We start from the raw sequence: 24,674 nt of genomic DNA on the forward strand, positions 1-24,674 counted from the left end.
GCCGGCGCCGCCCAGCCGTGGGAGGCTGGGCGGCGGTCCGTGCGCTGCGTCCGTCAGCCGCCTTGGGGCCGGCCCCCCATGTCCTCGCTGCGCGGCTCCGTACGGTGGTCGAAGTACGCCCACGCGAAGATGCAGAGCAGCGCCACGACGCCCACCGTCAGGAACCGCACCGCCGTGGGTGTGTTCCGGGTGAGGTACCCGGCACTTCCCGTTGCCAGCGCGCCGCACAGCATCAGCATGCGGCTGGCGAAGCGTTGCCCCGGATCGATGCCGTCACGTTCGGAGAACAGGCCCTTCGCCGCGGCTTTCGCCGGGCGCGCGATGCCTCTGCGCTTCTTCGACCGGTACTCCAGCCCGTAGCCGAACAGCAGGTAGAGCGCGAAGATCGTGGCGATCCACGCCCAGTCGGACGGATCGTCCGTGCCGCCGCGCGCCAGTGTGACCTCCAGCCCCGACTTCATCCGTGTCCCCCTTCCGTGTGAGGACCGGATGCCCTGTCGGCGAGGTCGCATGTGAGGCAACTTCCGCTGCGCTCAATGTTCTTGAGCACCTGTCGGCGCGCGGGCGATGGAGACGGTGTCATCACCGGCCACGCGGCGTCGGAGTCGCCCACGAGCTGCCTTGCCATGAGCCCCACGCCGTGGTCGGCTCCGGGGTCGGACCGACCACGGCGGGGAGCTCCTGCGGAGTCATACGGGAGGGCGGTGCACGGTCCGAACACCGGGGCCGTCGAGTCGACGCCGGCTCTCAGCCGATGCGCGTTCCCGTGCCGCTGACACGGACGCGCGGGTCGCTCCCGCGCAGGGTGACCGTGAGTTCACCAGGGCGGCCCAGGTCCTCGCCCTGGTGCAGGGTGAGGACGGCGTCCTCCGGGACCAGGCCGAGTTCACGGGCGTACGCCCCGAACGCGGCGGCCGCGGCGCCCGTCGCCGGGTCCTCGACGACGCCACCGACGGGGAACGGGTCGCGGACGTGGAAGACGGTGGCCGACTCCCGCCACACCAACTGGAGCGTGGTCAGGTCCAGGCGGTGCATCAGGGCTTCGAGGCGCGCGAAGTCGTACGCGAGCTCGGCGAGGCGCTCGCGCGTCGCGGCCGCGAGCACGAGATGGCGTGCGCCCGCGAACGCCACCCGGGGCGGGAACGCCGGGTCGAGATCGGCGGCCGGCCAGCCGAGCGCGGCGAGCGCCTCCGTGAGGTCGGCGTCGGCGATCTCCTCGATGTGCGGCTCGACACTGGTGAGGGTGGCCCTGACCGTCCCGTTCTCCTCGGTCACCTCCACCGGCACGGTGCCGGCGGGCGTGGCGAACACCAGCTCCCCCGGGCCCGTCCTCTCGGCGAGCGCGATGGCGGTCGCGATGGTGGCGTGCCCGCAGAAGGGCACCTCCGCCTTGGGGCTGAAGTAGCGGATGCTGTACGCACGCCCCTCCGGGCCACCGAGCCCATCCGGTGGCGCGGTCAGGAACGCGGACTCGGAGTATCCGAGATCGGCGGCGATGGCCAGCATGTCGCTGTCGTCCAGGTGGGTGGCGTCCAGAACGACGCCGGCGGGGTTTCCGCCATCGGGGACGTGGGAGAAGGCGGTGTATCGCAACACCTCGGGTCGGGGCGCATTCGTCGTCATGCTGACGGCAACCATGATCGGCCCGCAGCTATTTCCCGGGGGCAGGCGAAGGTGGGCGAGCCGGCCGTGGGCGGGCGGGGGCGCCCCGCCGGGCGGATCTCCCCCACCTTGCTCGTACCCGTCCGGCGGCGACCGCGGGGCCGCCGCCTCACGGCGCCACCCACGACAACCCGTCCTCCGCGACGGCCGGTCCGCCGGGGTCCGCCGGGTCCGGGCCGTCGAGCGGGCCGCCGAACAGGGCCTGCTCCTGGAGGGCGTTGCCGGTGCGGAAGGTATCTTTGACGATCCCGGCGGACAGCAGCGGGTTCCCGCGGCCGTCGCCGGTCGCCAGCCTGTTCACCGCTTCGTCCAGTTCGGTCGCGGCGGCGCTCCAGCGGCCGGTCTGCCGTGCGGCGTCGAGCACGGTCGTGTCGCCGGAGGCCATGCCCGCGGCCAGTTCCGCGAAGGCGGCGGCCTCGTCGCCGTCGACGCGGGTGATCTTCTTCGCCGACCAGAAGTAGGAGTCCTCGTTGCGCTCCATGTCGTAGAAGGCGACGAGGAAGTCGTAGAACACGCCGTACTCGCGGCGGTAGCGTGCCTCGAACTCGGCGAAGCCGCGTTCCTCCGGGAGGCTGCCGTCCAGGGCGGAGTTGACCGCGCGGGCGGCCAACAGGGCGCCGTAGGTGGCCAGATGAACACCCGAGGAGAGCACGGGGTCCACGAAGCACGCCGCGTCACCGACCAGCGCCATGCCCGGCCGCCACAGCGACTGCTTCCAGTAGGAGTAGTCCTTGCGGACGCGGACCCGGTCGTACGGCGGCTCGGTCGCCACCGATACGCCCGTGAGCATCCGGGCGATGTCCGGGCAGGCCCGGATCATGTCCCGCCAGGCGCCGCGCGGGTCGGTCTGCACGGCCGCGTGGTGTTCCGGTGCGATCACGGCGCCGACGCTGGTGAGGTCGGCGCGCAGCGGGATGTACCAGAGCCAGCCGGCGTCGAACGCGGCGCAGACGATGTTGCCGGCGTCCGGTTCGGGCAGCCGTCCGCCGCCGGCGAAGTAGCCGAACAGGGCGAGGTTGCGGAAGAAGTCCGAGTACACCCGGGCACCGCCGACCTGGCCGTGCAGTCGGCTGGTGCTGCCGGACGCGTCGATCACGAACCGGGCGTGAGCCGTGCGCGCGGTCCCGTCCGGACCGGTGTACTCCACCCCGCGCACCCGTCCGCTCTCGGCGCACACCCGGTGCACGGTGCAGCCCTCGCGGACCTCGGCTCCGACCCGTTCGGCGTTGCGCAGCAGGATCTCGTCGAAGCGCGAACGCTCCACCTGGAAGGCGGTCGCCGTCGGATCGGGCAGGCGTGGCGTCATGGAGAAGGAGAACCGCCAGGGATACGGGTCGCGGCCCCAGCGCATGGTGCCGCCGCGCTTGAGGGTGAAGCCGGCCCGCGCGACCTCGTCGGCGACGCCGAGGATCCGGCACAGGCCGTGGACGGTGGCGGGCAGCAGTGACTCGCCGATCTGGTAGCGGGGGAAGGTGTCCCGCTCCAGCAGGAGCACCCGGTGCCCGCGCAGGGCCACGGCCGTCGCGGCGGTCGAGCCGGCCGGCCCGCCGCCCACGACGATGAGGTCGTGGTGCGAGGTCATCGCTGGTCTCCTCGTCTCGGGTGCGTGGCCCCGGTCGTCAGGTCCAGCCAGGCGCGGATCGCCGCCGCCGTGTCGCCGGCGTCCCGGTGGAGCGCGGAGTGGTGGTCGCCGGCGAGGTCCGCGCCGTCGTGCGGGAGCGGCCAGTGCGGTCGCCAGTCCGCGTCCGGGTCGGTGCGCCGCATCTCCGCCGTGGGCCGGCCGCGGAGCAGCAGGGTGGGCACCGGGGAGGGTTCGGGCCGCCAGTGCTCCAGCACGCGCGCATAGCCGCCCCCGGCGATGAGCAGTGAGTCGTCCGACTCGGCGACGACGTCCTCCGGCAGCCCGGTGCCGGCGGCCATCAGGGCCAGCCCCCGCGGATCGTCCCGGCGCAGTACGTCGGCGTGGGTGTCGATCAGGACGACACCGGCCGGCGGCCGCCCGGTCTCCGCGAGGTACCGGGCCGCCGCGTGGGCGATCAGGCCTCCGGCGCAGAAGCCGACGAGGAGGGGCGGCGCGTCGACGGGCAGCGCACGGACGGTGTCGGCGTGTGCCCGGACCACCGTCTCCATTCCGTCCGGTACGCCCCGGCGCTCCCCCAGCCCCGGATGTTCCAGCAGGAACACGTCGTGCTCGCCGTCGAGCCGTTCGGCCAGCGCGTGGGGGACGCGGTAGTGCGACGAGAGGTGGTCCGGGAGGTACACGACCGGGGTGCCGTCGCCCTGGGCGAGCCGGACCGGAGGGACCGCGTACCGGGTGCGCTCGGCGTCGGAGAAGACCGGCAGGGCGTAGGACGCGAGGTGGCGCAGCCCCATGGCCTCGAAGGGGCCCTTTTCGCGCAGCACGTGGTGGTAGAGGGGGCTGAAGCGGTACGGCGCGGGGACTCCGGTCTCCGGCCGCGTCTCCCGTTCGGCGTCATCGGGGGCATCGGGGGGCATCGCGCCCGCCGCGACCAGGGCCGCGTGGACGTGCGCCGCCAGCCGGGCCGGTGTGGGGTGGTCCAGTACGACGGTCGGGGCCAGCCGCACCCGGGTGAACGCGCTGAGCCGGTTGCGGACCTGCACGGCGGTCAGGGAGTCGAATCCCAGGTCGGTGAAGGGACGGTCGGCGGGGAGGGCCGCCGGGTCCGGGAAGCCCAGGACCGCGGCGACCTCCGCGCGGATCAACTCGGCGAGCACGGACTCGCGTGCGTGCTCGGCGACCGCGGTAAGCCGTTCCCGCCAGGCGCCGGGTGTCCGTGCTGCCGGGGTGTCGCCCTCCCCCACGGGTGAGCCGGTCCGTTCGGTCGGCGGCGTGGGGGCGGGCAACAGGTCCGCGAGGAGCGGGGAGGTTTCCGGCCGGCTTGCGGCGGCGCGGTCCAGACGGAGGGGCACCAGGACCGGTTCCGGGGTTCGCAGTGCCGTGTCCAGGAGTGCGATGCCCTCGCGCTCGGTGACGGGCAGGACACCGCCCTCGGCGAGCCGGACGGGTGTGATCCCGCCCGCCATGCCGGCCTCGCCCGCCGTCGCCCACGGCCCCCAGGCCAGCGCCTGGGCGGGCAGCCCATGGGCGGCGCGGTGCCGGGCGAGCGCGTCGAGGAAGCCGTTCGCGGCGGCGTAGTTCGACTGCCCGGGGCGGCCGAGGACTCCGGCCGCCGAGGAGTAGAGCACGAAGGCGGACAGATCGAGGTCGCGGGTCGCCTCGTGGAGGTACCAGGCGCCGTCGGCCTTCGGCGCGAGCACCGCACCGAGCCGGTTGGGTGTCATGGTGCCCACCACGCCGTCGTCGAGGGCACCGGCGAGGTGGAAGACCGCCCGCAGTGCCGGCCCGCACGATGCCACCAGGGCGTGCACGGCGTCGCGATCGCCCATGTCACACGCCGTCACCCTGATCCCGGCCGGTACCTCGGCCGCCCACCCGGGGGTACGGCCGCTGCGGTTGGTCAGCAGCAGGTGCCGCACCCCGTGGTCGGCGACCAGGTACCGGACCAGGCTCGCACCGAGCGCACCGGTGCCGCCCGTGACGAGCACCGTGCCCTCGGGGCCCAGGGCGAGCGGCGCTTCCGCGGGCGGGTCGCCGGCCAGCAGCCGGGGCACCAGGACGGTTCCCGCGTCCAAGGCGACCTGCGGTTCACCCGATCGCAGCGCCGCCGCGAGCGCGCTCTCGGAGGCCGGGGTGCCACGCTGGTCGGCCAGCACGATCCGGCCGGGGTGCTCGGACTGGGCACTGCGCACGAGTCCGGCGACCGCCGCCTCGGCCGGGTCGGGGTCCTCGCCGGTCGCGTTGCGGGTGAGCACCAGCAGACGGCCCGGCCGGTCGCCGGAGGTGCGGTCCCGCACCCGTTCCAGCACGGCCGACACCAGCGCGCGTACTCGCTGCGGCATGCCGGTTCCCTCGGGCAGGGCGGCGGCCGTGCGGGCCAGGTCCAGCACCTCGTGCTCCTGGTCCGCGCCGCCGGTGCCGTGGGGCGGTGCCGTGGGCCGCCAGGTCAGGCGGTACGTCTCGGTGGGTGCCGCGATCCTCCCGGTGACCACGGACGTCACGGCCGCGAGGGGGCGGCCCTCCGGATCGCTGAGCGTGACCTGGAACTCGTCCGGGCCGAGCCGTCGTACCACGGCCCGCGCGGCGGAGGCGCCCGTCGCGTGGACCGTCACGTCGGTGCAGGCGAGCGGCACCCGGGGCGTGTCCGGTACCGCGGACGCTGGTTCGGCCAGCAGCGCGGCGTGCAGGGCCGCGTCGAACAGCGCCGGGTGCAGGGTGTACGCGGCGGCCGTCGCCGCCTCGCCCGGCGGCAGGGCCAGGTCGGCGAAGACCTCGTCGTCCCGTCGCCACAGTGCGGTCACCGCGCGGAACGCGGGGCCGTAGCGCAGGCCGTGGGCGGCCAGGCGCGGATAGTCGACCGGGAGGGGCCGGGCGTCCGGGGGCGGCCAGGGCCCGCTCGGACCGGTCGGCGGCGGAGCCGCCGCGGCGGCGAGCGTAGCCGTGGCGTGCCGGGTCCAGCCTGCCGTTCCCGAGGCCGGGCGGCCCCAGATCGCGACCGGCCGTTCACCGGAGTCGTCGGGGGCGCCGGCCACCACCTGGACCCGTGTCGGCCGCGCCCGGGTCAGCGGGAGCGGTTCGTGGAAGACCAGGTCGGTCAGCCGGACCGGGCCGTCGGCGCCCGTGGCGCGGCAGGCCATCTCGGCGAAGAGGGTCGCCGGGACCAGGACCCGGTCGCCGACGAGGTGGTCGGCCAGCCAGGGGTGGCGCGTGGTGGACAGTTCGGCGGTGTGCCGGACAGCGGGTCCGTCGGCGTCGGGCTGTGGGTGCCCGATCAGGGGATGGCCGGCCGGGACCGGGTGCCGTACGGCGTCCAGCCAGTAGCGCTGCCGCTGGAAGGGGTGGGTCGGCAGCGGGCGCCTGCGGGCACCGCTGTCCGCGTACACCGCCCGCCAGTCCACGTCCACGCCGTGCACGTGCAGCGCGGCCAGCGTCTCCAGCGTCGTACGCGGGTCGGTGCACGACGTGAACACCGCCCCGCTGTCCGGAGCGACGCACTCCTCGGCCGCCGCCGCGAGGGAGGCCGACGGACCGGCCTCCACGAACGCGCCGACGCCGTCCTCGGAGAGCCGGGCCACCGCGTCGGCGAAGCGGACGGGCTCTCGGACCTGGCGTACCCAGTGGTCGGCGGTGGCGAGGGCCTCCGTCTCGGGGCGGCCGGTCAGCGTCGACACCACTGGGACGGCGGGCCGGTGGTAGGTCACCGACTCGGCGACCGCGCGGAACTCGGCCGTCATCGGATCGATCAGCGGCGAGTGGAAGGCGTGACTGACCCGCAGCCGGCGGGCCGGCCGTCCGAGCAGGCCGGCCAGCGCCGTCACCGCGTCCTCGTCACCGGAGAGCACGACCGACGAGGGACCGTTGACCGCGGCGACGGCGACCCGGCCCGGTACGTCCCCGAGTCTGGCCGTCACCTCGGCCAGCGGCGCACGGACCGCGGCCATCGCACCGCCGCCGGGCAGTGCTGCCATCAGCCGACCACGGGCGGCGACCAGCCGCACGGCGTCGGTGCGCGAGAACACCCCGGCGACATGGGCGGCGGCCAGTTCGCCGACCGAGTGTCCGACCAGGTGGTCCGGGCGTACCCCGAACTCGGTGAGCAGCGTGTGCAGGGCGACCTCGAAGGCGAACAGGGCGGGCTGCGCGTAGTCGGTGCGGTGCAGCAGGCCGTCGTCGGGAGCGTCGATCACCTCCAGCAGCGGCCGGTCGAGCCAGGGGGTGAACTCCTCGCACAGGGCACCGAACGCCGCGTCGAAGACCGGGAAGGCGGCACGCAGTTCGCGGCCCATGCCGGTCCGCTGGGCGCCCTGGCCGGCGCAGAGCAGGGCCACCTTCGGGCGGGTCCGCGCCGTGCCCCGGAGCAGGGCCGGGTTGTCGACGCCGGCGGCAAGGTCGCGCAGTCCGGCGAGCAGGCCCTGGGCGTCGGGGGCCACGACGGCGGCCCGGTGGGTCAGCGGTGCCCGGGTCGTCGCCAGTGAGTACGCGACGTCCAGCGCACTCTCTTCTCCCGCCGGCCCGGCGGCCAGTACGGCCGCGTGGGCGCGCAGGCCCGTCTCGTCGCCGCCGCCGACCAGCCAGGGCGTGACCGGCAACCGGCGCACCGGCACCGGGTCGACGGCGTCCGCGCCGGGCGGCTCCTCGATGATCACGTGGGCGTTGGTGCCGCCGATGCCGAACGAGGAGACCGCCGCGCGGCGCGGTCGCCCGCGGCGCGGCCAGGGCCTGGTTCGGTCGAGCAGCCGTACCGCCCCGGAGGACCAGTCGACGTGCGGCGACGGCCGGTCCGCGTACAGCGAGGGGGGCAGCTCGTCGTGGCGCATCGCCTCGATCATCTTGATCAGCCCGGCGATTCCCGCGGCGGCCTGGGTGTGGCCGAGGTTGGACTTCACCGAGCCGAGCCACAGCGGGTGCGCCGGATCACGGTCCTGCCCGTAGGTCGCCAGCAGAGCACCCGCCTCGACGGGGTCGCCGAGTGCGGTCCCGGTGCCGTGTCCTTCGACCGCGTCCACGTCGGCCGCCTCCAGACCCGCATCGGCCAGCGCCCGCCGGACGAGCTCCCGTTGGGCCTCGCCGCTGGGCGCGGTCAGGCCGTTCGACGCGCCGTCCGAGTTGACGGCGGAGCCGCGCAGCACCGCCAGCACCGGGTGGCCGTTGCGCCGGGCGTCCGAGAGCTTCTCCAGCAGTACGAGACCGACGCCCTCGGCCCAGGCGGTGCCGTCCGCTCCCGCGGCGAACGATCGGCAGCGGCCGTCCCGGGACAGGCCGCGCTGACGGCTGAACGCGATGAACGGTTGCGGGCCCGACAGCACCGTCGCCCCGCCCGCCAGCGCGAGTGTGCACTCCCCGGCCCGCAGCGACCTGGCGGCCAGGTCGAGGGCGACCAGTGAGGAGGAGCAGGCCGTGTCCAGGGTCATGGTCGGGCCGCGCAGCCCCAGGACGTAGGAGACGCGGCCCGAGGCGACACTGGCCGACGAGCCGATGCCGACCTGTGACTCCAGCTCGTGCGGCGAGACGCCGGTGCCGTAGCCGGCGTGCATGAGGCCGACGAAGACGCCGGTGCGGGAGCCGCGCAGGTCGGGTGCGGGGATGCCCGCCCGTTCCAGGGTCTCCCAGGCGACCTCGAGCAGCAGCCGCTGCTGTGGATCGGTGGCGAGGGCCTCGCGGGGCGACATGCCGAAGAACAGCGGGTCGAAGCCGGCGACGTCGTCGAGGAACCCGCCACGGCGGACGTAGGTGGTGCCGAGCCGGTCGGGGTCCGGGTGGTGCAGGAGGTCCAGGTCCCAGCCCCGGTCGGTGGGGAAGTCACCGGTGGCGTCCACGCCGTCGGCCGTCAGGCGCCAGAGGTCCTCCGGCGAGTTCACCCCGCCCGGGTAGCGGCAGCCAACGGCGACGACCGCCACCGGCTCCGCCCGCGGACCGCGCGGTGGGGCGGGCGCGGCGGGTACGGCGCTTCCGTGCAGGCGGGTGTCCAGGTAGGCGGCGACGGCGGCCGGGTTCGGATGGTCCCAGACCAGTGTGGCCGGCAGGCTCAGGCCGGTGCGCCGAGCGAGCCGGTGCCACAGGGTCATCGCGTCCATCGAGGTCAGGCCCAGATCGGCGAAGGCGACGGCGGGTTCGGCCGGCGTCCCGCAGATCGCCTCGGTCTCCTCGCGGACCAGGCCGGTCAGGGCATCCCGCCGCGCGGCGGGCGTCCGGCCGGCCCACGGCGGGAGGACCGGGTCGGCACGGGATGCGGTGAGCGTCTCGCGCAGCAGGGCCCGGCGTGGCTTGCCGGCGCCGGTCCGCGGTACGGCCGGGGTGAACAGGATCTCCTCGGGCACCTTGTGCGCGGAGAGCACCTCCGCGCAGGCCCGCAGCACAGCGGCGGGTTCGAGAGCCCGGTGCTCCGGTACGACGAACGCCACCGGGACCTCGCCCAGCAGCGGATGAGGGCGCGCCACCACGGCCGCGTCGCGTACCCCGGGCAGGTCTCGCAGGACCCGTTCGACCTCGGCCGGGTCGACGTTCTCGCCGCCGCGTACGATCCGGTCGCCGGCCCGCCCCGTGACGGTCAGACCGCCGGTCTCGTCGATCCGGCCCAGGTCACCGGTGTGGTACCAGCCGTCGCGCAGGGCGGCCTCGGTCTCCTCGGGCCGGTGGTGGTAGCCGAGCATGACGCCGGGGCCGCGCACCCAGATCTCGCCGTCCTCGGCGGCGCCGGCGTCCTCCGTCGTCCCGGGACGGACGATCCGGACGTCCGTGCCGGGCAGCGGGGCCCCGCTTCCACCGGGTGCCCCCGGCTGGTCCGGTGACTCCATGGCGATCTTGCCGCAGGTCTCGGTGCTGCCGTAGCCGTCGAGCAGTGGGGCACCGAACCGCTCCGCGACCCGCGTCCGCAGCTCCGGGTCGCTGGGAGCGCCGGCGGTGACGCAGAACCGCAGCGAGGGGACGGCGCCGAGGCCGGCGTCGAGCAGCTGCCGGTAGGTCAGCGGGACACCGGCCAGGACCGTCGGCGCGTAGGCGCCCGCGAGGCGCGCCAGTGCGGCCGGCTCGGTGTGCGCGGTGATCCGGGCGCTCGCCCCGGCCGCGGTGGTACCCAGCACGCACAGCGAGTGGGCGTAGGTGTGCGACAACGGCAGCGGCCACAGGATTCGGTCCGACGCCGACAGGCCGAGCCGCGGCAGATAGCAGGCGACCGAGGACCAGAGCGCGGACCGCTGGCTGGACACCGCGGCCCTGGGGGTGCCGGAGGTGCCGGACGTGTAGAGCAGCCAGGCCGGTTCGTCCAGGCCCAGGTCGTCCGGGGGCGGGGGCGAGGGTACGGCGACGAGGGCCTCGTAGCCCGTGGCGCCGCCCGGCAGCGGGCCCTCGCCGGTCACCAGCAGCCGGATCGGCCGGTCCGCCGTCAGCCGGCTGATCCGCGGCAGGTTCCGCCGGTCGGTGACGAGCACGGCAGGGTCGCAGTCGGCCAGCAGTGCGGCGAGTTCGGCGTCGGTGCCGCGCGCGCTCCACGGCACGCCGACGGCGGCCGCCCGTACCGTGGCGAGCAGTCCCTCGGCCAGCTCCACCGCGTTGTCGAGGCAGAACGCCACCCGGTCGCCCCGGCCGGCGCCGAGGCGCACCGCCAACCGGGCCGTCCTGCGTTCCAGTTCGGCCCAGCCGACCTCGCGCCGGTCGTCGGCGAAGGCGACCCTGTCACCATGGAGCAAGGAGTTGCGCCGCAGTAACTCCGCCACCGGTCGCACCTCGTGCACGTCCCCCGCACCCACCTGGCTCTTCCCCCAGCTCCGCCGCATCCAGCCGGTACCGGCCCGCCGACCAGCGTACGGCGGCACGGCGTGCGACACGCGGCCGCGCATGTCCCTTCCCTCTCCGGGACGTTGTGCGTACCAGGCCCTGCAGCGCCGGGACGGTCCGAGCGACAGGGCTCGGGGCGGGGGCCGTGCGGACCGGGATCAGACCTTCTTCGCCACGTACAGCCGGTAGCTGTCCACGGGCGGCATGAACTGGGACGGCAGCACACCCATCCTCTTCAGCAGCCGGGTGGAGCCACTGTCGGTGTAACCGGCGAAGGACCCGCCCACGGCCTCCGGGCCGACCCGCTTGGCCATGTGACGCTGGACGGCCCCGACCCGCTGCTCCCGCAGCGCCTTGTGGAAGGAGCCCTCGGGGGCCAGCCGCCTGTGGATCGCGGCCCGCACCTGGTCGGAGATGTCACGGTCGACCACCCACTCCAGACCGAGGTCCTTCCCCTTGAGCTGCTCGAGGAAGGCGTGGCGCTGTGTGGTGTAGAGGTCGACGTGGGTGAAGTAGCCACCCGGCTTGAGGACCCGCGCCACCTCCCGGAGGAACGTCTCCAGGCTCGGGTAGTTGTGCGCGCTCTCGATGTTCACCAGGACGTCGACCTTGGCGTCCTCGAACGGCAGGTTCTCCGCGTCACCCTGGACGTAGCGCAGGCCCGGGCGGGACAGCGAGGCATTGGCCCGCCTGATGGCCTGGTCCGACAGGTCGAGGCCGACCATCTTCTTCGCGTCGACGACGCGGGAGAGGAAGTTCAGGCCCTCGCCCAGTCCGCAGCCGACCTCCAGGACGAACTTGTCCGCGTAGTCGTCCAGGTCGAGCGGCACCTCCCTCAGGGCGGCGAAGTACAGCTCCTCGGAGAAGCCGTCCGTGTCGTAGTCCAGGAAGCCGGGTATGCGGTCGTTGATCTCCTTGGCCACCTGGTCGTCGTGGTAGCCCCAGTTCCACAGGATGCCCTTCTTCGACATCCGGGCCTGCAGGTCGTAACTGGTGGAGATGTTCTTCTTGTGCGTGCCCTCCCTGGCGCTCTGCCCGTCCTGGTCGTCGGTCAGGTTGATCTCGTTGACGCTCGTGAACAGGCCGTACATGTCCTCGCGTGTGCCCATGTCCCGTGGTCCCTTCGCATGGTGTCTCGTGATGTCAGTGGTGTTCTTGTGGTGTCAGTGGTGTTCTAGTGGTGTCTTCTGCCGGCGCGGAGAACTCAGCCGGCGGCTGGGACCGGTGCTCGCAGCCGACGGGCGAGTTCGTCCACCAGCGAGCCCAGTGACTCCGCTCCGTGTGCCGCACCGAAGACGGTGAAGTCGGGGCGCACCAGCACGGCTGTCGCAGCGTTCTCGGCCAGGTACGGGAGATAGCGGTCCTCGATGTCGACCACGGTGCCCGGGCCCGGCGTCGGGGATCCCTCGGTCACGGGCAGCACCTGCGCGTAGCGGGTGCCCAGGCCGTCGAGGAAGGCGCGCCGCGCGTCGTCGAGGAGGGCCGCCGGGCTGTCGTTTGCGAGCAGGACGAAGCCGAGGCCGATGACGTCGTCCAGCAGCCCGTCACCGTCGGGTCCGGCCACGCGCGCCTGCGGGAACAGGGTGCCGGCGGGCAGCAGCGGGGTGCCGTCGTCGGCGCGGTGGAGGAGTCCTTCGGTCAGGGGGATCGCGGTCGACATCGGCAGCGCGCCGCTGTCCTCCCGGCTGCGCGCGGCCAGCATGACGGCGTCCCGGTCGGCTGCCGCGACGGGGTCCGTCACGCAGATCACCTTGCCGAGCTTCACGGACGTGGTGACGGCGTTCTGGACGTGCGCCCGGCGTTCGACGGTGTAGGTGTCGAGCAGGGAGTCGTCCGCGAGGCCGCGCAGCAGCAGGTCCAGTTTCCACGACAGGTTGGCCACGTCGCGGAAGCCCGAGCACATGCCCTGCCCGGCGAAGGGCGGCATGAGGTGTGCGGCGTCCCCCGCGATCAGCAGCCGGCCCTTGCGCCACTCCCCCGCCCAGCGGGCCTGGAAGGTGTAGACGGCGTGCCGTTCGAGCGTGGCGTTGTCCGGGCGGACGGAGAACATCTTCAGCATGCGCCACAGGGTCTCCTCGCGCCGCAGCTCCTCGATGTTCTCGCCCGGCAGCCGCATGAACTCGAAGCGGCGGTGACCGGGGCCCGCCGACACGGCGGTCCGCGGCCGCTCCGGATCGCAGATCTGAAGGTTGTTGGGGCGGAAGTCGCGCGGCTCCCGCAGTACGACGTCACAGATCAGCCAGTCGTAGAAGAACCCGAGGTCCGTGAGGGAGCCGTCCATCGACTCCCGCACGAAACTGTTGGCCCCGTCGCATCCGACGACGTATCGCGCGGTGAACGTGTGTTCCTGCTCGTCGGCGTCCTCGGAGATCACCTCGACCAGGTCGCCACGGTCGTCGAGTTCGACGACCTCCTGCCCGCGGACGACCCGCAGGTTCGGGAAGTCGGCGCCGCGGTCGATCAGTGTGGCCTCCAGTCCCGGCTGGTACACGGCCGTCGCCTGCGGCCAGCCGCAGTGGCCGTTCTCGGAGCTCTCCAGGTGCAGGAGGGTGTCGCCGGCGGCGTTGCGCCAGGCGTAGTCCCGCGAGTTCTCCCCGAACGTGCCGAGGAAAGGTCCGATGCCGGCGGCGGCCAGGATGCGGGCGGCCTCGTCGTCGAAGCCGACCGCCCTCGGCATGGGGTACGGCCGGGACCAGCGCTCCACGACGGTGACCCGCCAGCCCCGCCGGGCCAGCAGGATCGCCAGCACCTGTCCCACCGGGCCGTAGCCGACGACGGCGACGTCCGTGTCGGTGGCGGCGCCGGCGTCGGTACGGGCGGTGTGCGTTTCCGATGTCATCTCGGTCCGGCCCCGCCTCAGCCGTTGCCCGTGCCGGTGAGGATGTTCTTCACCACGTTCTCGAACTCCTCCTTGTCGATCAGGGTGCGCATCGTCTCGTGGCCGTTCTCCACCGTCAGCAGCCGCCTGCCGGTGAGGACCAGTTGCCCGTTGTCGGTGGCGCGGCCACGCAGCACGGTGTTGGCGAACAGCGACTTCTTCACGATCTGCTCGGCGGCGGTGTCCCGCGGGTCGTCCCAGTCGGAGACGGCCCGGTCCGTCAGCTCGAACCGGTACACCGGCCGCCAGTCGCCGGTGGCGGCCCTGCGTTCCAGTACGTGACGCGTGCCGTCCGCGGTGAGCCGATAGGCACAGCCGAACTGGTACTGCACCTCGTCGGTCATCCGCAGCGGCTCCAGGTACGACGGGCCGGCGAATCCCACGTCGACGAGCCAGGTCTCCCCGTCGAGCCGCACGCCGGTGAAGGTGTGCTCGAAGTCCGGCCCGAACTTCCCGTCGGGCCAGCGCTGGGCCGCGGCCAGGATCGAGACGTCGTAGCCGAGTTCCGTCAACAGCCTGCGGAACAGACCACTCAGGTCGTGGCACACGCCGCCCGCGCCGTCGACGACGATCGCCTGGAACGTGGCGTCGATGTCGATGTCGACGACGTTGCGGAAGCCGGTGAAGCTGTCGATGAAGTGGCTGCTGTCGTAGGCCAGCGACATCAGGTGGTTCTTGTGCAGGAGGCGCAGCGTCTCGACGCTGGGCCGGGGCACCTCCGTGAAACCCAGACGGCGCAGGTAGGTCTCGACCTGGAACATCCGGTTACGCTCCCTTCTCCGTGTGGTCCCACTTGGCCAGCAGCTCGCGCAGCCGCGAGACGGCCCGCGCACGTGACGCGTCGTCGTGCAGCGCCGGGGTCAGCGCCGATTCCAGCTTGCCGATCTCCTCTGCGACCGCCTCCGGTGTGACGGTGAGTGCGGGCTCCAGGGCGTCGAGCATCAGCTCGGCGATCATGCCTGCGGTGGGGAAGTCGAAGATCAGGCCCTGCGGCAGATCGAGTCCCGACTCCCGGTTCAGCCGGTTGCGCAGTTCGAGACCGGTCAGCGAGTCGAAGCCGACGTCGAGGAAGGCGACCCCGTCCTCGACGGCCGTCGAGCCGGTGGCGTGGCCGAGTACCTGCCCGGCCTCCGCCAGCACCAGGTCGGTCAGTACCGTCAGCCGCTCCTGCGGGGAAGTGCCCAGCAGCCGCGCCCGCAGCGCCTCGCCGTCGTCCCCGGTCCCCGTGTCCTTGCCGGCGCCGGTGCCGGCGGTGGCGGCACCGGGAGCGGCGGCCTCGGGCAGGCCGCGCAGCAGCGGACGTTCCCGGGCGGCCGTGAAGGCCGGTGCGAACCGCGACCAGTCGATGCCCGCGACCACGAGGTGCCCCTCGTCACGCTCGATCGCCAGGCCCAGGGCCTCGACCGCGAGTTCGGGACGCATCAGCTCGACGCCGACCTCGGCGAACTCCTCGGCCACGGAGGCGTCGACCATGCCGCCACCGCCCCAGGCCCCCCAGGCCACGGCGGTCGCCGGCCTCCCGTGGGCACGCCTGCGACGCGCCAGCCCTTCGACGAAGGCATTGGCGGCGGCGTAGCCGCCCTGGCCCGTACCGCCCCAGGCCGCGGCTCCGGAGGAGAACAACACGAAGGCGTCCAGCTGGTGGTCGGCGAGCAGGGCGTCCAGGTGTACGGCACCGGCGACCTTCGCCCGGCCCACCTCGGCGAACTCCTTCACGGTGCTGTCCGGCAGCTGCCTGGGCTCCTGTGCGGCGCCGGCCGTGTGGAAGACAGCGGAGACGGGGACGTCGGACGGTACCCCCGCGATCACCTCGGCGAGCGCCGCCCGGTCGGTCACGTCACAGGCCGCGACGGTGACGCGGGCGCCGAGCGCGGTCAGTTCCGCCTCCAGTGCCTGCGCCCCCTCGGCGGAGCGGCCGCGGCGGCTGAGCAGCAGCAGGTGCTCGGCGCCCCGGCCCGCGGCCCAGCGTGCCACGTGGGCGCCGATACCGCCGGTGCCACCGGTGACGAGGACCGTTCCCCGCGGTGTCCAGGGCTCCCCGGACGCCGTGCTGTCGGCCGTGGCGGACGCGGCGCGGATCATACGGCGCGCGTACGCACCCGAGGGCCGGATCGCCACCTGGTCCTCGCCGTGCTCGCCGCAGAGCACGGCGACCAGCCGGCCCAGCGCCGTCTCGTCCGGCCCGTCGGCCACATCGACCAGCCCGCCCCAGGTCCTGGGGTGATCGAGGGCGAGTACGGTGCCGAGCCCCCACAGCATGGGCTGGGTCTCACTCCTCACCTCCCCGTCCTCCCGGACCGCCACGGCACCCGAGGTCAGGCACCACAGCGGGGTGGTGACGTCCAGATCCCTGAGCGACTGGACGAGGGTGATGGTGGCCGCCGTACCCCGGGACAGGGTGGGGTGGCCGGCGTCCGGCCGTTCGTCGAGCGCCAGCAGGGACACCACGCCGGCCGGTACGCCCCGCACCGCGTCGAGACACGCCCGGACGAGCTCCGCCAGGCCGTTCCGGTCCTGACCGTCCACCTCCACCCGGACGACACGGCCGCCGTGCGCGGTCAGCGCAGCACTCGTGGCCTCCGCCATCGCCTCGGCCTGCCCCGCGGGCACCAGCATCAGCCATGTGCCGTCGGCGTCGGCCGCGCCCGGTGCCAGGGAGTCCGTGACGGACTGCCAGTCGATGCGGTACCGCCAGCCGTCCAGCACCGCCTGGTCCCGGTGGCGACGGCGCCACGAGGAGAGGGCGGGCAGCACACCGTCCAGGGCTGTCGCCTCGAGCCGCAGGGACCGCGCCAGCGAGTCGGCGTCACCGCTGTCCACGATGTCCCAGAACGCCGCGTCGACCGGATCGGCCACGGGTCCGGTTTCGCTCCCGGTCCCGGTTCCGTTCCCGCTCCCGCTCCCGCTCCCGCGAGTGGCGGGTTCGCCGCCTTCGATCCAGTAGCGCTGGTGTTGGAAGGCGTAGGTGGGCAGGGCCACGCGGTGGGCGCCGGTGCCGGAGAAGACCTTCTCCCAGTCGACGTCGACACCACGCGTGTGCAGCCGGCCCAGGGTCGTCATCAGGGCGCGGTCCTCGGGGACGTCCCGCCGCAGGGAGGGTACGCAGTCCTGTTCGACCATTGCCGACAGGACGCCATCGGGGCCCAGTTCCAGGAAGGTGGTGATCTTCTGCTCGCGCATGGCGCGGACGCCGTCGTGGAAGCGGACCGTGCCCCGCACGTGCTCCACCCAGTACTCCGGCGAGCACAGCCGCTCCGGATCCGCCAGCTCACCGGTCAGGTTCGACACCACCGGAAGGGACGGCTCGTGGTAGGTCAGCCCGGCCGCGATCTGCCGGAACTCCTCCAGCATCGGATCCATCAACGGCGAGTGGAAGGCGTGCGAGACCCGCAGCCGTTTCACCCGCCGCCCCTCAAGACGGCCCACCACCGCCTCGACCTCCACCTGGTCACCCGACAGCACCAGCGAGGCCGCCCCGTTCACCGCGGCGACGCTCACACCAGCGGTCATCAACGGTGTGACCTCGTCCTCCGCCGCCTCCACCGCGACCATCACCCCACCGGCCGGCAAGGCCTGCATCAGCCGGCCACGCGCCACCACCAGCGCCGCCGCGTCCTCCAGCGACCACACGCCCGCCAGATACGCAGCCGTCACCTCACCGACCGAATGACCGGCAAGACAGTGGGGACGCACGCCCCAGGACCGTACGAGCCGGAAGAGCGCCACCTCGACGGCGAACAGGGCCGGCTGCGCATACCGCGTCTCGTCGATCAGGTCGCCGCCCTCGAAGACCACATCCTTGAGCGAGCGGCCCAGACTCTTGTCGACGGCCGCGCACACCTCGTCGAACGCATCGGCGAACACCGGGAAGGCGGCATACAACTCACGGCCCATACCCATCCGCTGAGACCCCTGGCCGGTGAACAGCACACCCAGACGGCCCGGGACCACGGCCTGCGCACGCACCGACGCCCCCAGGCCCTCCCGCGCCTCGTCCACCGAGCCCGCGACCACCACCGCACGGTGATCGAAACGCGCACGCGTCGTCGCCAGGGAGTAGGCCGTGTCTGCGAGGCTCACGTCCGGGTGCCGTTCCAGATGGTCGGCCAGACGCCGGGCTTGCGCGTCCACCGCGTCGGCCGTCCTGCCGGACAGCACCAGCGGCACCACTCCAGCCGGCACCAGGCCGTCCCGCTCCACGTCATCCGGCGCCGCACCGCCCGGCAGATCCGCACGTTCCACCGGAGCCTCGGGCTCGACCCCCTCCAGGATCACATGCGCGTTCGTACCGCTCAGACCGAAGGAGGAGACGGCGGCGCGACGGGGGCGACCGTCGACCTGCGGCCACTCCCGTGACTCGGTGAGCAGTTCGACCGCACCCGCCGACCAGTCCACCTTCGGCGAGGGGGCGTCCACGTGCAGCGTCTTCGGCAGCACACCATGGCGCATCGCCTGCACCATCTTGATCACACCCGCCACACCGGCCGCGGCCTGTGCATGACCGATGTTCGACTTCAACGAGCCCAGCCACAAGGGGCGGTCATCACCCGGTCGCTCCTGACCGTACGTCGCGATCAGGGCCTGCGCCTCGATCGGGTCACCCAACGACGTACCCGTGCCGTGCGCCTCGACCGCGTCGACATCAGCCGCCGACAGGCCGGCACTCGCCAACGCCTGCCGGATCACACGCTGCTGCGAAGGACCATTCGGCGCGGTGATGCCGTTCGACGCACCGTCCTGGTTAATGGCCGCACCCCGCACCAGGGCCAGTACCTCGTGGCCGTTGCGGCGCGCGTCCGACAGACGTTCCAGCAGGACCAGGCCCACACCCTCGGCCCACGACGTACCGTCCGCACCGGCCGCGAACGACTTGCACCGGCCGTCCGCCGCCAGGCCCCGCTGCCGCGAGAACTCCACGAAACTGCCGGGCGTGGCCATGACGGCGACGCCACCGGCCAGCGCGAGCGAGCACTCACCGCTGCGCAGGGCCTGCATCGCGGAGTGCATCGCCACCAGCGACGACGAACACGCCGTATCAACCGTCACCGCCGGGCCCTCGAACCCGAAGGTGTACGACACCCGGCCCGAGATGAAGCTGCCCGCGTTGCCGTTGCCGAGGAATCCCTCCAGTTCCTCCGGTACGCGTGTGAGGTTGGTGGCGTAGTCGTGGTACATGGCGCCGGCGAAGACGCCGGTGCGGCTGCCCTTCAACGAGGTCGGATCGATCCCCGCCCGCTCCAACACCTCCCACGACGTCTCCAACAGCAACCGCTGCTGCGGATCCATCGCCAACGCCTCACGCGGACTGATCCCGAAGAACCCCGGATCGAACTCCCCCGCATCATGCAGGAACCCACCATGACGCACCATCGACTTACCCACCCGGTCAGGATCAGGATCGAACAACCGAGCCACATCCCAGCCCCGGTCCTCCGGGAACTCCGAGATCCCCTCACGCCCCTCCACCACAAGACGCCACAGATCCTCCGGCGAACCCACCCCACCCGGCAGACGACACCCCATCGCCACGATCGCGACCGGATCATCGGCCACCGAAACAGCAGACACCACACCCCCGACCACCGCCCCCGCGGCCTGGCCCTCGTCCTCGCCCACCAACTCCCCACGCAAGAACTCCGCCAACACCACCGGCGACGGATAATCGAAGACCAGCGTCGCCGACAGCCCCAGCCCCGTCACGGCACCCAACCGGTTCCGCAACTCCACCGCCGTCAACGAATCAAAACCCAGATCGTTGAACGCCTGCCCGGCACCGATACTCGCCGCGTCCGCATGCCCCAGCACCACCGCGACCTCACCCAGCACCAACTCCACCAGATGACGCTCCTGCCCCTCACGAGACAGCACGGCGAGCCGGTCCACCAACGAATCACCCACACCCCCACCAGCCGCCACCGCACCACTCACCACACGACGCGGCAGACGCACCAACCCCCGCAGCACCGGCGGCAATCGGTCCGCCCGTGCCTGCTCCGTCAGGGCGGCGAAGTCGAACTTCAGCGGCACAAGGGTGGACGCCTCGCCGGCCAGGGCCGTGTCGAGCAGGGCCATGCCGTCCTCGGTGGCCAGCGGGAGGACTCCGCCCCGGCCCATGCGGGCCCGGTCCGACTCGCTCATCGTCGCGATCATGCCGGCGGACTCGGCCCAGAGCCCCCAGGCCAGTGAGACGGCCGGCAGGCCCTGCGCGCGACGCCACCGGGCGAAGGCGTCCAGGAACGCGTTCGCGGCCGAGTAGTTGCCCTGCCCCGGACCTCCGATCACACCGGCGGCCGAGGAGAACAGGACGAACACGTCCACGCTCATCTCGCGTGTCAGCTCGTGCAGGTTCAGTGCCGCATCGACCTTCGGCCGGAAGACACTACCGATCCGCTCCGGTGTGAGGCTCTCGATCACACCGTCGTCCAGAACTCCCGCCGTATGCACGACCCCGGTCAGCGGTGCATCCGGCGAGACCATCCCGAGAAGCTTCTTCACCGCCCTGCGCTTGGACATGTCGCACGCCACGACGGTGACCGTCGCTCCCGCCGCCTCCAGTTCCGCCGTCAGCTCCCGGGCGCCGGGCGCCTCCGGACCACGACGGCTCGTCAGCAACAGGTGGCGCACACCGTGCGCGGCCACGAGATGCCGGGCCACCAGGCCGCCGAGTGTTCCTGTACCGCCGGTGACCAGTACCGTGCCCTCGGGGTCCAGCTCGGGCCCGGTACCGGAATCGGCCGCCGCCCGCACCAGCCGGGGTGTGTGGAGGGCACCGGCGCGCACCGCTACCTGCGGTTCTCCGGTGGCCAGTACGCCCGCCAGGGCCGGCCGGGACGCCTGGATCTCGTCCACGTCCATGAGGAGGACGCGGTCCGGGTTCTCGGCCTGCGCCGCGCGCACCAGACCCCAGACCGCGGCGCCCGCCGGGTCGGTCACCTCGGTGTCGTCGGAGACACCGACCGCGCCGCGCGTGACGACGAGCAGGCGCGAGGCATCGAGTTCCGGCGCGGCAAGGAACGCCTGGAGGATGCCGAGGACACGGCCGACGAGGCCCCGGGCCCGTTCGGGGCTGACGACACCGTCGACGGCGTCGACGACCAGTACGTCGGGCATCGACGTGCCGGACCGCACCAGCTCCTCGATGTCCATGGCCATGGACACGGTGTGCGGGACGACCGCGGCGGCGGCGCCGGCCGTCGCCCCGTCCGGCAGCGCGGTCCATTCGACGGAGAACAGGGAGTCCGTCCCGGTACCGGTTCGGCCGGCGGCCTTGACCTGGTCCTCTGCGACCGCCCTCAGTACGAGGGACTCGACGGACGCGACCGGGGCGCCCTCGCCGTCGGCGAGTTCGAGCGTGACGGATTCGGGTCCGGTGGGCGTCATGCGCACCCGCAGGGCGGTGGCGCCGGAGGCGTGCAGCGTCACTCCGTTCCACGCGAAGGGCAGGATGAGTTTGCCCTCCTCGGCCTTCCGTTCCGTGAAGGCCCCGCAGTGCAGGACCGCGTCGAGAAGCGCGGGATGCACACCGAACCCGGCCGCCGCCTCCGCATCCTCCTCCGGGAGCGCGACCTCGGCGTAGATGTCCTCGCCCAGCGTCCACAACGACCTGAGCCCCTGGAACAGCGGCCCGTACCCATAACCTGCGGCCGCCTGGTCCGCGTAGAAACCGGTCAGGTCGACAGGCTGCGCCCCCTCCGGCGGCCAGACCCCGAAGGCGGCGTCCGGAACCGGCGCGTCTTCACCTAGCTGACCGCTCGCATGGCGCGCCCAGGGCGTGTCGGACTCGGCGTCGTCCGGCCGCGAGTACACCGCCACCGGCCGTACACCGTTCGTCTCCTCACCGACGGAAACCTGGATGCGTACCGCGCCCTTGTCGGGGATCACCACAGGCGCCTCGATGATCAATTCCCGCAGAGAACGCGCACCGACCTCGTCCCCCGCACGGACCGCGAGTTCCACCAGGGCGGTACCCGGCAGCAGGACCGTTCCGGACACGGAATGATCCGCCAGCCACGGGTGCGCTGCCAGGGAGAGTCGGCCGCTGGATACGACACCACCCGTGTCAGGAACACTGATCACCGTGTCGAGCAAGGGGTGTCCGGCCGCCAGTGCGGGGTCCCCGCCTGACGGCGCCGGGTTCAGCCAGTAGCGCTGGTGCTGGAAGGCGTAGGTGGGCAGGGCCACGCGGTGCGCGCCGGTACCGGAGAAGACCTTCTCCCAGTCGACGTCGACACCACGCGTGTGCAGCCGGCCCAGGGTGGTCATCAGGGCGCGGTCCTCGGGGACGTCCCGCCGCAGGGAGGGTACGCAGTCCTGCTCGACCATTGCCGACAGGACACCATCGGGGCCCAGTTCCAGGAAGGTGGTGATCTTCTGCTCGCGCATGGCGCGGACGCCGTCGTGGAAGCGGACCGTGCCCCGCACGTGCTCCACCCAGTACTCCGGGGAGCACAGCCGTTGCGGGTCGGCCAGCTCTCCGGTCAGGTTCGACACCACCGGAAGGGACGGCTCGTGGTAGGTCAGCCCGGCCGCGATCTCCCGGAACTCCTCCAGCATCGGATCCATCAACGGCGAGTGGAAGGCGTGCGAGACCCTCAGCCGCTTCATCCGCCGCCCCGCAAGACGGCCCACCACCGCCTCGACCTCCACCTGGTCACCGGACAGCACAAGCGAGGCCGCCCCGTTCACGGCGGCGACGCTCACACCAGCGGTCAGCAACGGTGTGACCTCGTCCTCCGCCGCCTCCACCGCGACCATCACCCCACCGGCCGGCAAGGCCTGCATCAGCCGGCCACGCGCCACCACCAGCGCTGCCGCGTCCTCCAGCGACCACACGCCCGCCAGGTACGCAGCCGTCACCTCACCGACCGAATGACCGGCAAGACAGTGGGGACGCACGCCCCAGGACCGTACGAGACGGAAGAGCGCGACCTCGACGGCGAACAGGGCCGGCTGCGCATACCGCGTCTCGTCGATCAGGTCGCCGCCCTCGAAGACCACGTCCTTGAGCGAGCGGCCCAGGCTCTTGTCGACGGCCGCGCACACCTCGTCGAACGCATCGGCGAACACCGGGAAGGCGGCGTGCAGTTCACGGCCCATACCCATCCGCTGCGACCCCTGGCCGGTGAACAGCACACCCAGACGGCCCGGGACCACGGCCTGCGCACGCACCGACGACGCCAGACCCTCCCGCGCCTCATCCACCGAGCCCGCTACCACCACCGCACGGTGATCGAAACGCGCACGCGTCGTCGCCAGGGAGTAGGCCGTGTCCGAGAGGCTCACCTCCGGGTGCCGTTCCAGATGGTCGGCCAGCCGCCGGGCCTGCGCGTCCACCGCGTCGGCCGTCCTGCCCGAGAGAACGAGGGGTACGACACCGCGCGTCTTGGTCGGCTCGGGACGGTCGTTCTCGACGGCTTCCAGGATGAGGTGCGCGTTGGTGCCGCTGATACCGAAGGAGGAGACCGCAGCTCGCCGAGGACGGTTCTCCTGTGTCTGCCACTCCCGTGACTCGGTGAGCAGTTCGACCGCACCCGCCGACCAGTCCACCTTCGGCGAAGGGGCGTCCACGTGCAGCGTCTTCGGCAGCACACCATGGCGCATCGCCTGCACCATCTTGATCACACCCGCCACACCGGCCGCGGCCTGTGCATGACCGATGTTCGACTTCAACGACCCCAGCCACAAGGGGCGGCCATCACCCGGTCGCTCCTGACCGTACGTCGCGATCAGGGCCTGCGCCTCGATCGGGTCACCCAACGACGTACCCGTACCGTGCGCCTCCACCGCGTCGACATCAGCCGCCGACAGACCGGCACTCGCCAACGCCTGCCGGATCACACGCTGCTGCGCAGGACCATTCGGCGCGGTCAGACCGTTGGACGCACCGTCCTGGTTCACCGCACTGCCCCGGACCACCGCCAGCACCTCATGGCCATTACGGCGAGCATCCGACAGGCGCTCCAGCAGGACCAGGCCCACACCCTCCGCCCACGACGTACCGTCCGCACCCGCCGCGAACGACTTGCACCGGCCGTCCGCCGCCAGCCCCCGCTGCCGCGAAAACTCGATGAAGCTCCCGGGCTGGGCCATGACGGCGACGCCGCCGGCCAGCGCGAGGGAGCACTCGCCGTTGCGCAGGGCCTGCATCGCGGAGTGCATCGCCACCAGCGACGACGAACACGCCGTATCAACCGTCACCGCCGGACCCTCGAACCCGAAGGTGTACGACACCCGGCCCGAGACGATGCTGCCGGCGGCCACGGCCGCCTCGTAGTCGTGGTACATCACTCCGGCGAAGACGCCCGTGCGGCTGCCCTTCAACGAGGTCGGGTCGATCCCCGCCCGCTCCAGCACCTCCCACGACATCTCCAGCAGCAACCGCTGCTGCGGATCCATCGCCAACGCCTCACGCGGACTGATCCCGAAGAACGCCGGGTCGAACTCCCCGGCCTCGTGGAGGAAGCCGCCCTCGCGAACGTAGGACTTGTCGGCCAGGCCGGGGGTGGGGTCGTAGATGCCTTCGACGTCCCAGCCTCGGTCCTCCGGGAACGGTGTGATGCCGTCACGTTCTTCGACCACGAGACGCCACAGGTCCTCCGGTGAGGAGACGCCACCGGGCAGTCGGCACGCGGCCGACACGATCGCGATCGGTTCGGAAGAGGCTGCGAGGGCCCGGTCGCGTTCCTCCTTGAGTTGCTCGTTCTCCGTGAGCGAGGCGCGCAGTGCCGCGACAAGCTGGTCCTGGGACACAGACATTCTTGGAATCCTCCGTAGGCCGCGGCG

Annotated in this window: 8 protein-coding genes; all 8 read right to left on the minus strand. The window is 72.6% G+C overall.

All coding sequences use genetic code 11. The features are described 5' to 3' along the window. Positions 1 to 53: 53 nt before the first annotated feature. The 8 genes from ACZ4VF_RS34925 to ACZ4VF_RS34960 all read right to left on the minus strand — a co-directional run bounded on the left by ACZ4VF_RS34925 (position 54) and on the right by ACZ4VF_RS34960 (position 24,641). A complete protein-coding gene (locus tag ACZ4VF_RS34925; protein ID WP_467931061.1) occupies positions 54 to 461 on the minus strand; it encodes a hypothetical protein in 408 nt (135 codons plus the stop codon). 286 nt (positions 462 to 747) lie between these two features. Next, positions 748 to 1,623, minus strand: coding sequence for a PhzF family phenazine biosynthesis protein (locus ACZ4VF_RS34930; protein WP_467931062.1), 876 nt, complete (start codon positions 1,621 to 1,623; stop codon positions 748 to 750). 148 nt (positions 1,624 to 1,771) lie between these two features. Further along, the gene (locus tag ACZ4VF_RS34935) at positions 1,772 to 3,244 is read right to left on the minus strand and encodes a tryptophan 7-halogenase (protein WP_467931064.1); all 1,473 of its coding nucleotides are present in this window, start codon (positions 3,242 to 3,244) and stop codon (positions 1,772 to 1,774) included. Further along, positions 3,241 to 11,076, minus strand: coding sequence for an SDR family NAD(P)-dependent oxidoreductase (locus ACZ4VF_RS34940; protein WP_467931065.1), 7,836 nt, complete (start codon positions 11,074 to 11,076; stop codon positions 3,241 to 3,243). The genes ACZ4VF_RS34935 and ACZ4VF_RS34940 overlap by 4 nt, the downstream gene beginning before the upstream one ends. Before the next feature lie 96 nt (positions 11,077 to 11,172). After that, positions 11,173 to 12,123 (minus strand): class I SAM-dependent methyltransferase, encoded by a 951-nt coding sequence (locus ACZ4VF_RS34945; protein ID WP_467931066.1) that lies wholly within the window; start codon positions 12,121 to 12,123, stop codon positions 11,173 to 11,175. A 95-nt stretch (positions 12,124 to 12,218) separates the two neighbouring features. Further along, positions 12,219 to 13,853 carry a bifunctional 3-(3-hydroxy-phenyl)propionate/3-hydroxycinnamic acid hydroxylase MhpA gene (gene mhpA / locus ACZ4VF_RS34950; protein WP_467931068.1) on the minus strand — a complete coding sequence of 545 codons (1,635 nt, stop codon included), beginning with the start codon at positions 13,851 to 13,853 and terminating at the stop codon, positions 12,219 to 12,221. Positions 13,854 to 13,870: 17 nt separating this feature from the next. Continuing rightward, positions 13,871 to 14,653: an arylamine N-acetyltransferase family protein gene (locus tag ACZ4VF_RS34955; protein ID WP_467931069.1), complete on the minus strand. Its 783-nt coding sequence runs from the start codon at positions 14,651 to 14,653 to the stop codon at positions 13,871 to 13,873. 4 nt (positions 14,654 to 14,657) lie between these two features. Continuing rightward, a complete protein-coding gene (locus ACZ4VF_RS34960) occupies positions 14,658 to 24,641 on the minus strand; it encodes a type I polyketide synthase (RefSeq protein ID WP_467931079.1) in 9,984 nt (3,327 codons plus the stop codon). Positions 24,642 to 24,674: the final 33 nt, after the last annotated feature.

This window comes from Streptomyces sp. NPDC029151 (assembly GCF_055564315.1).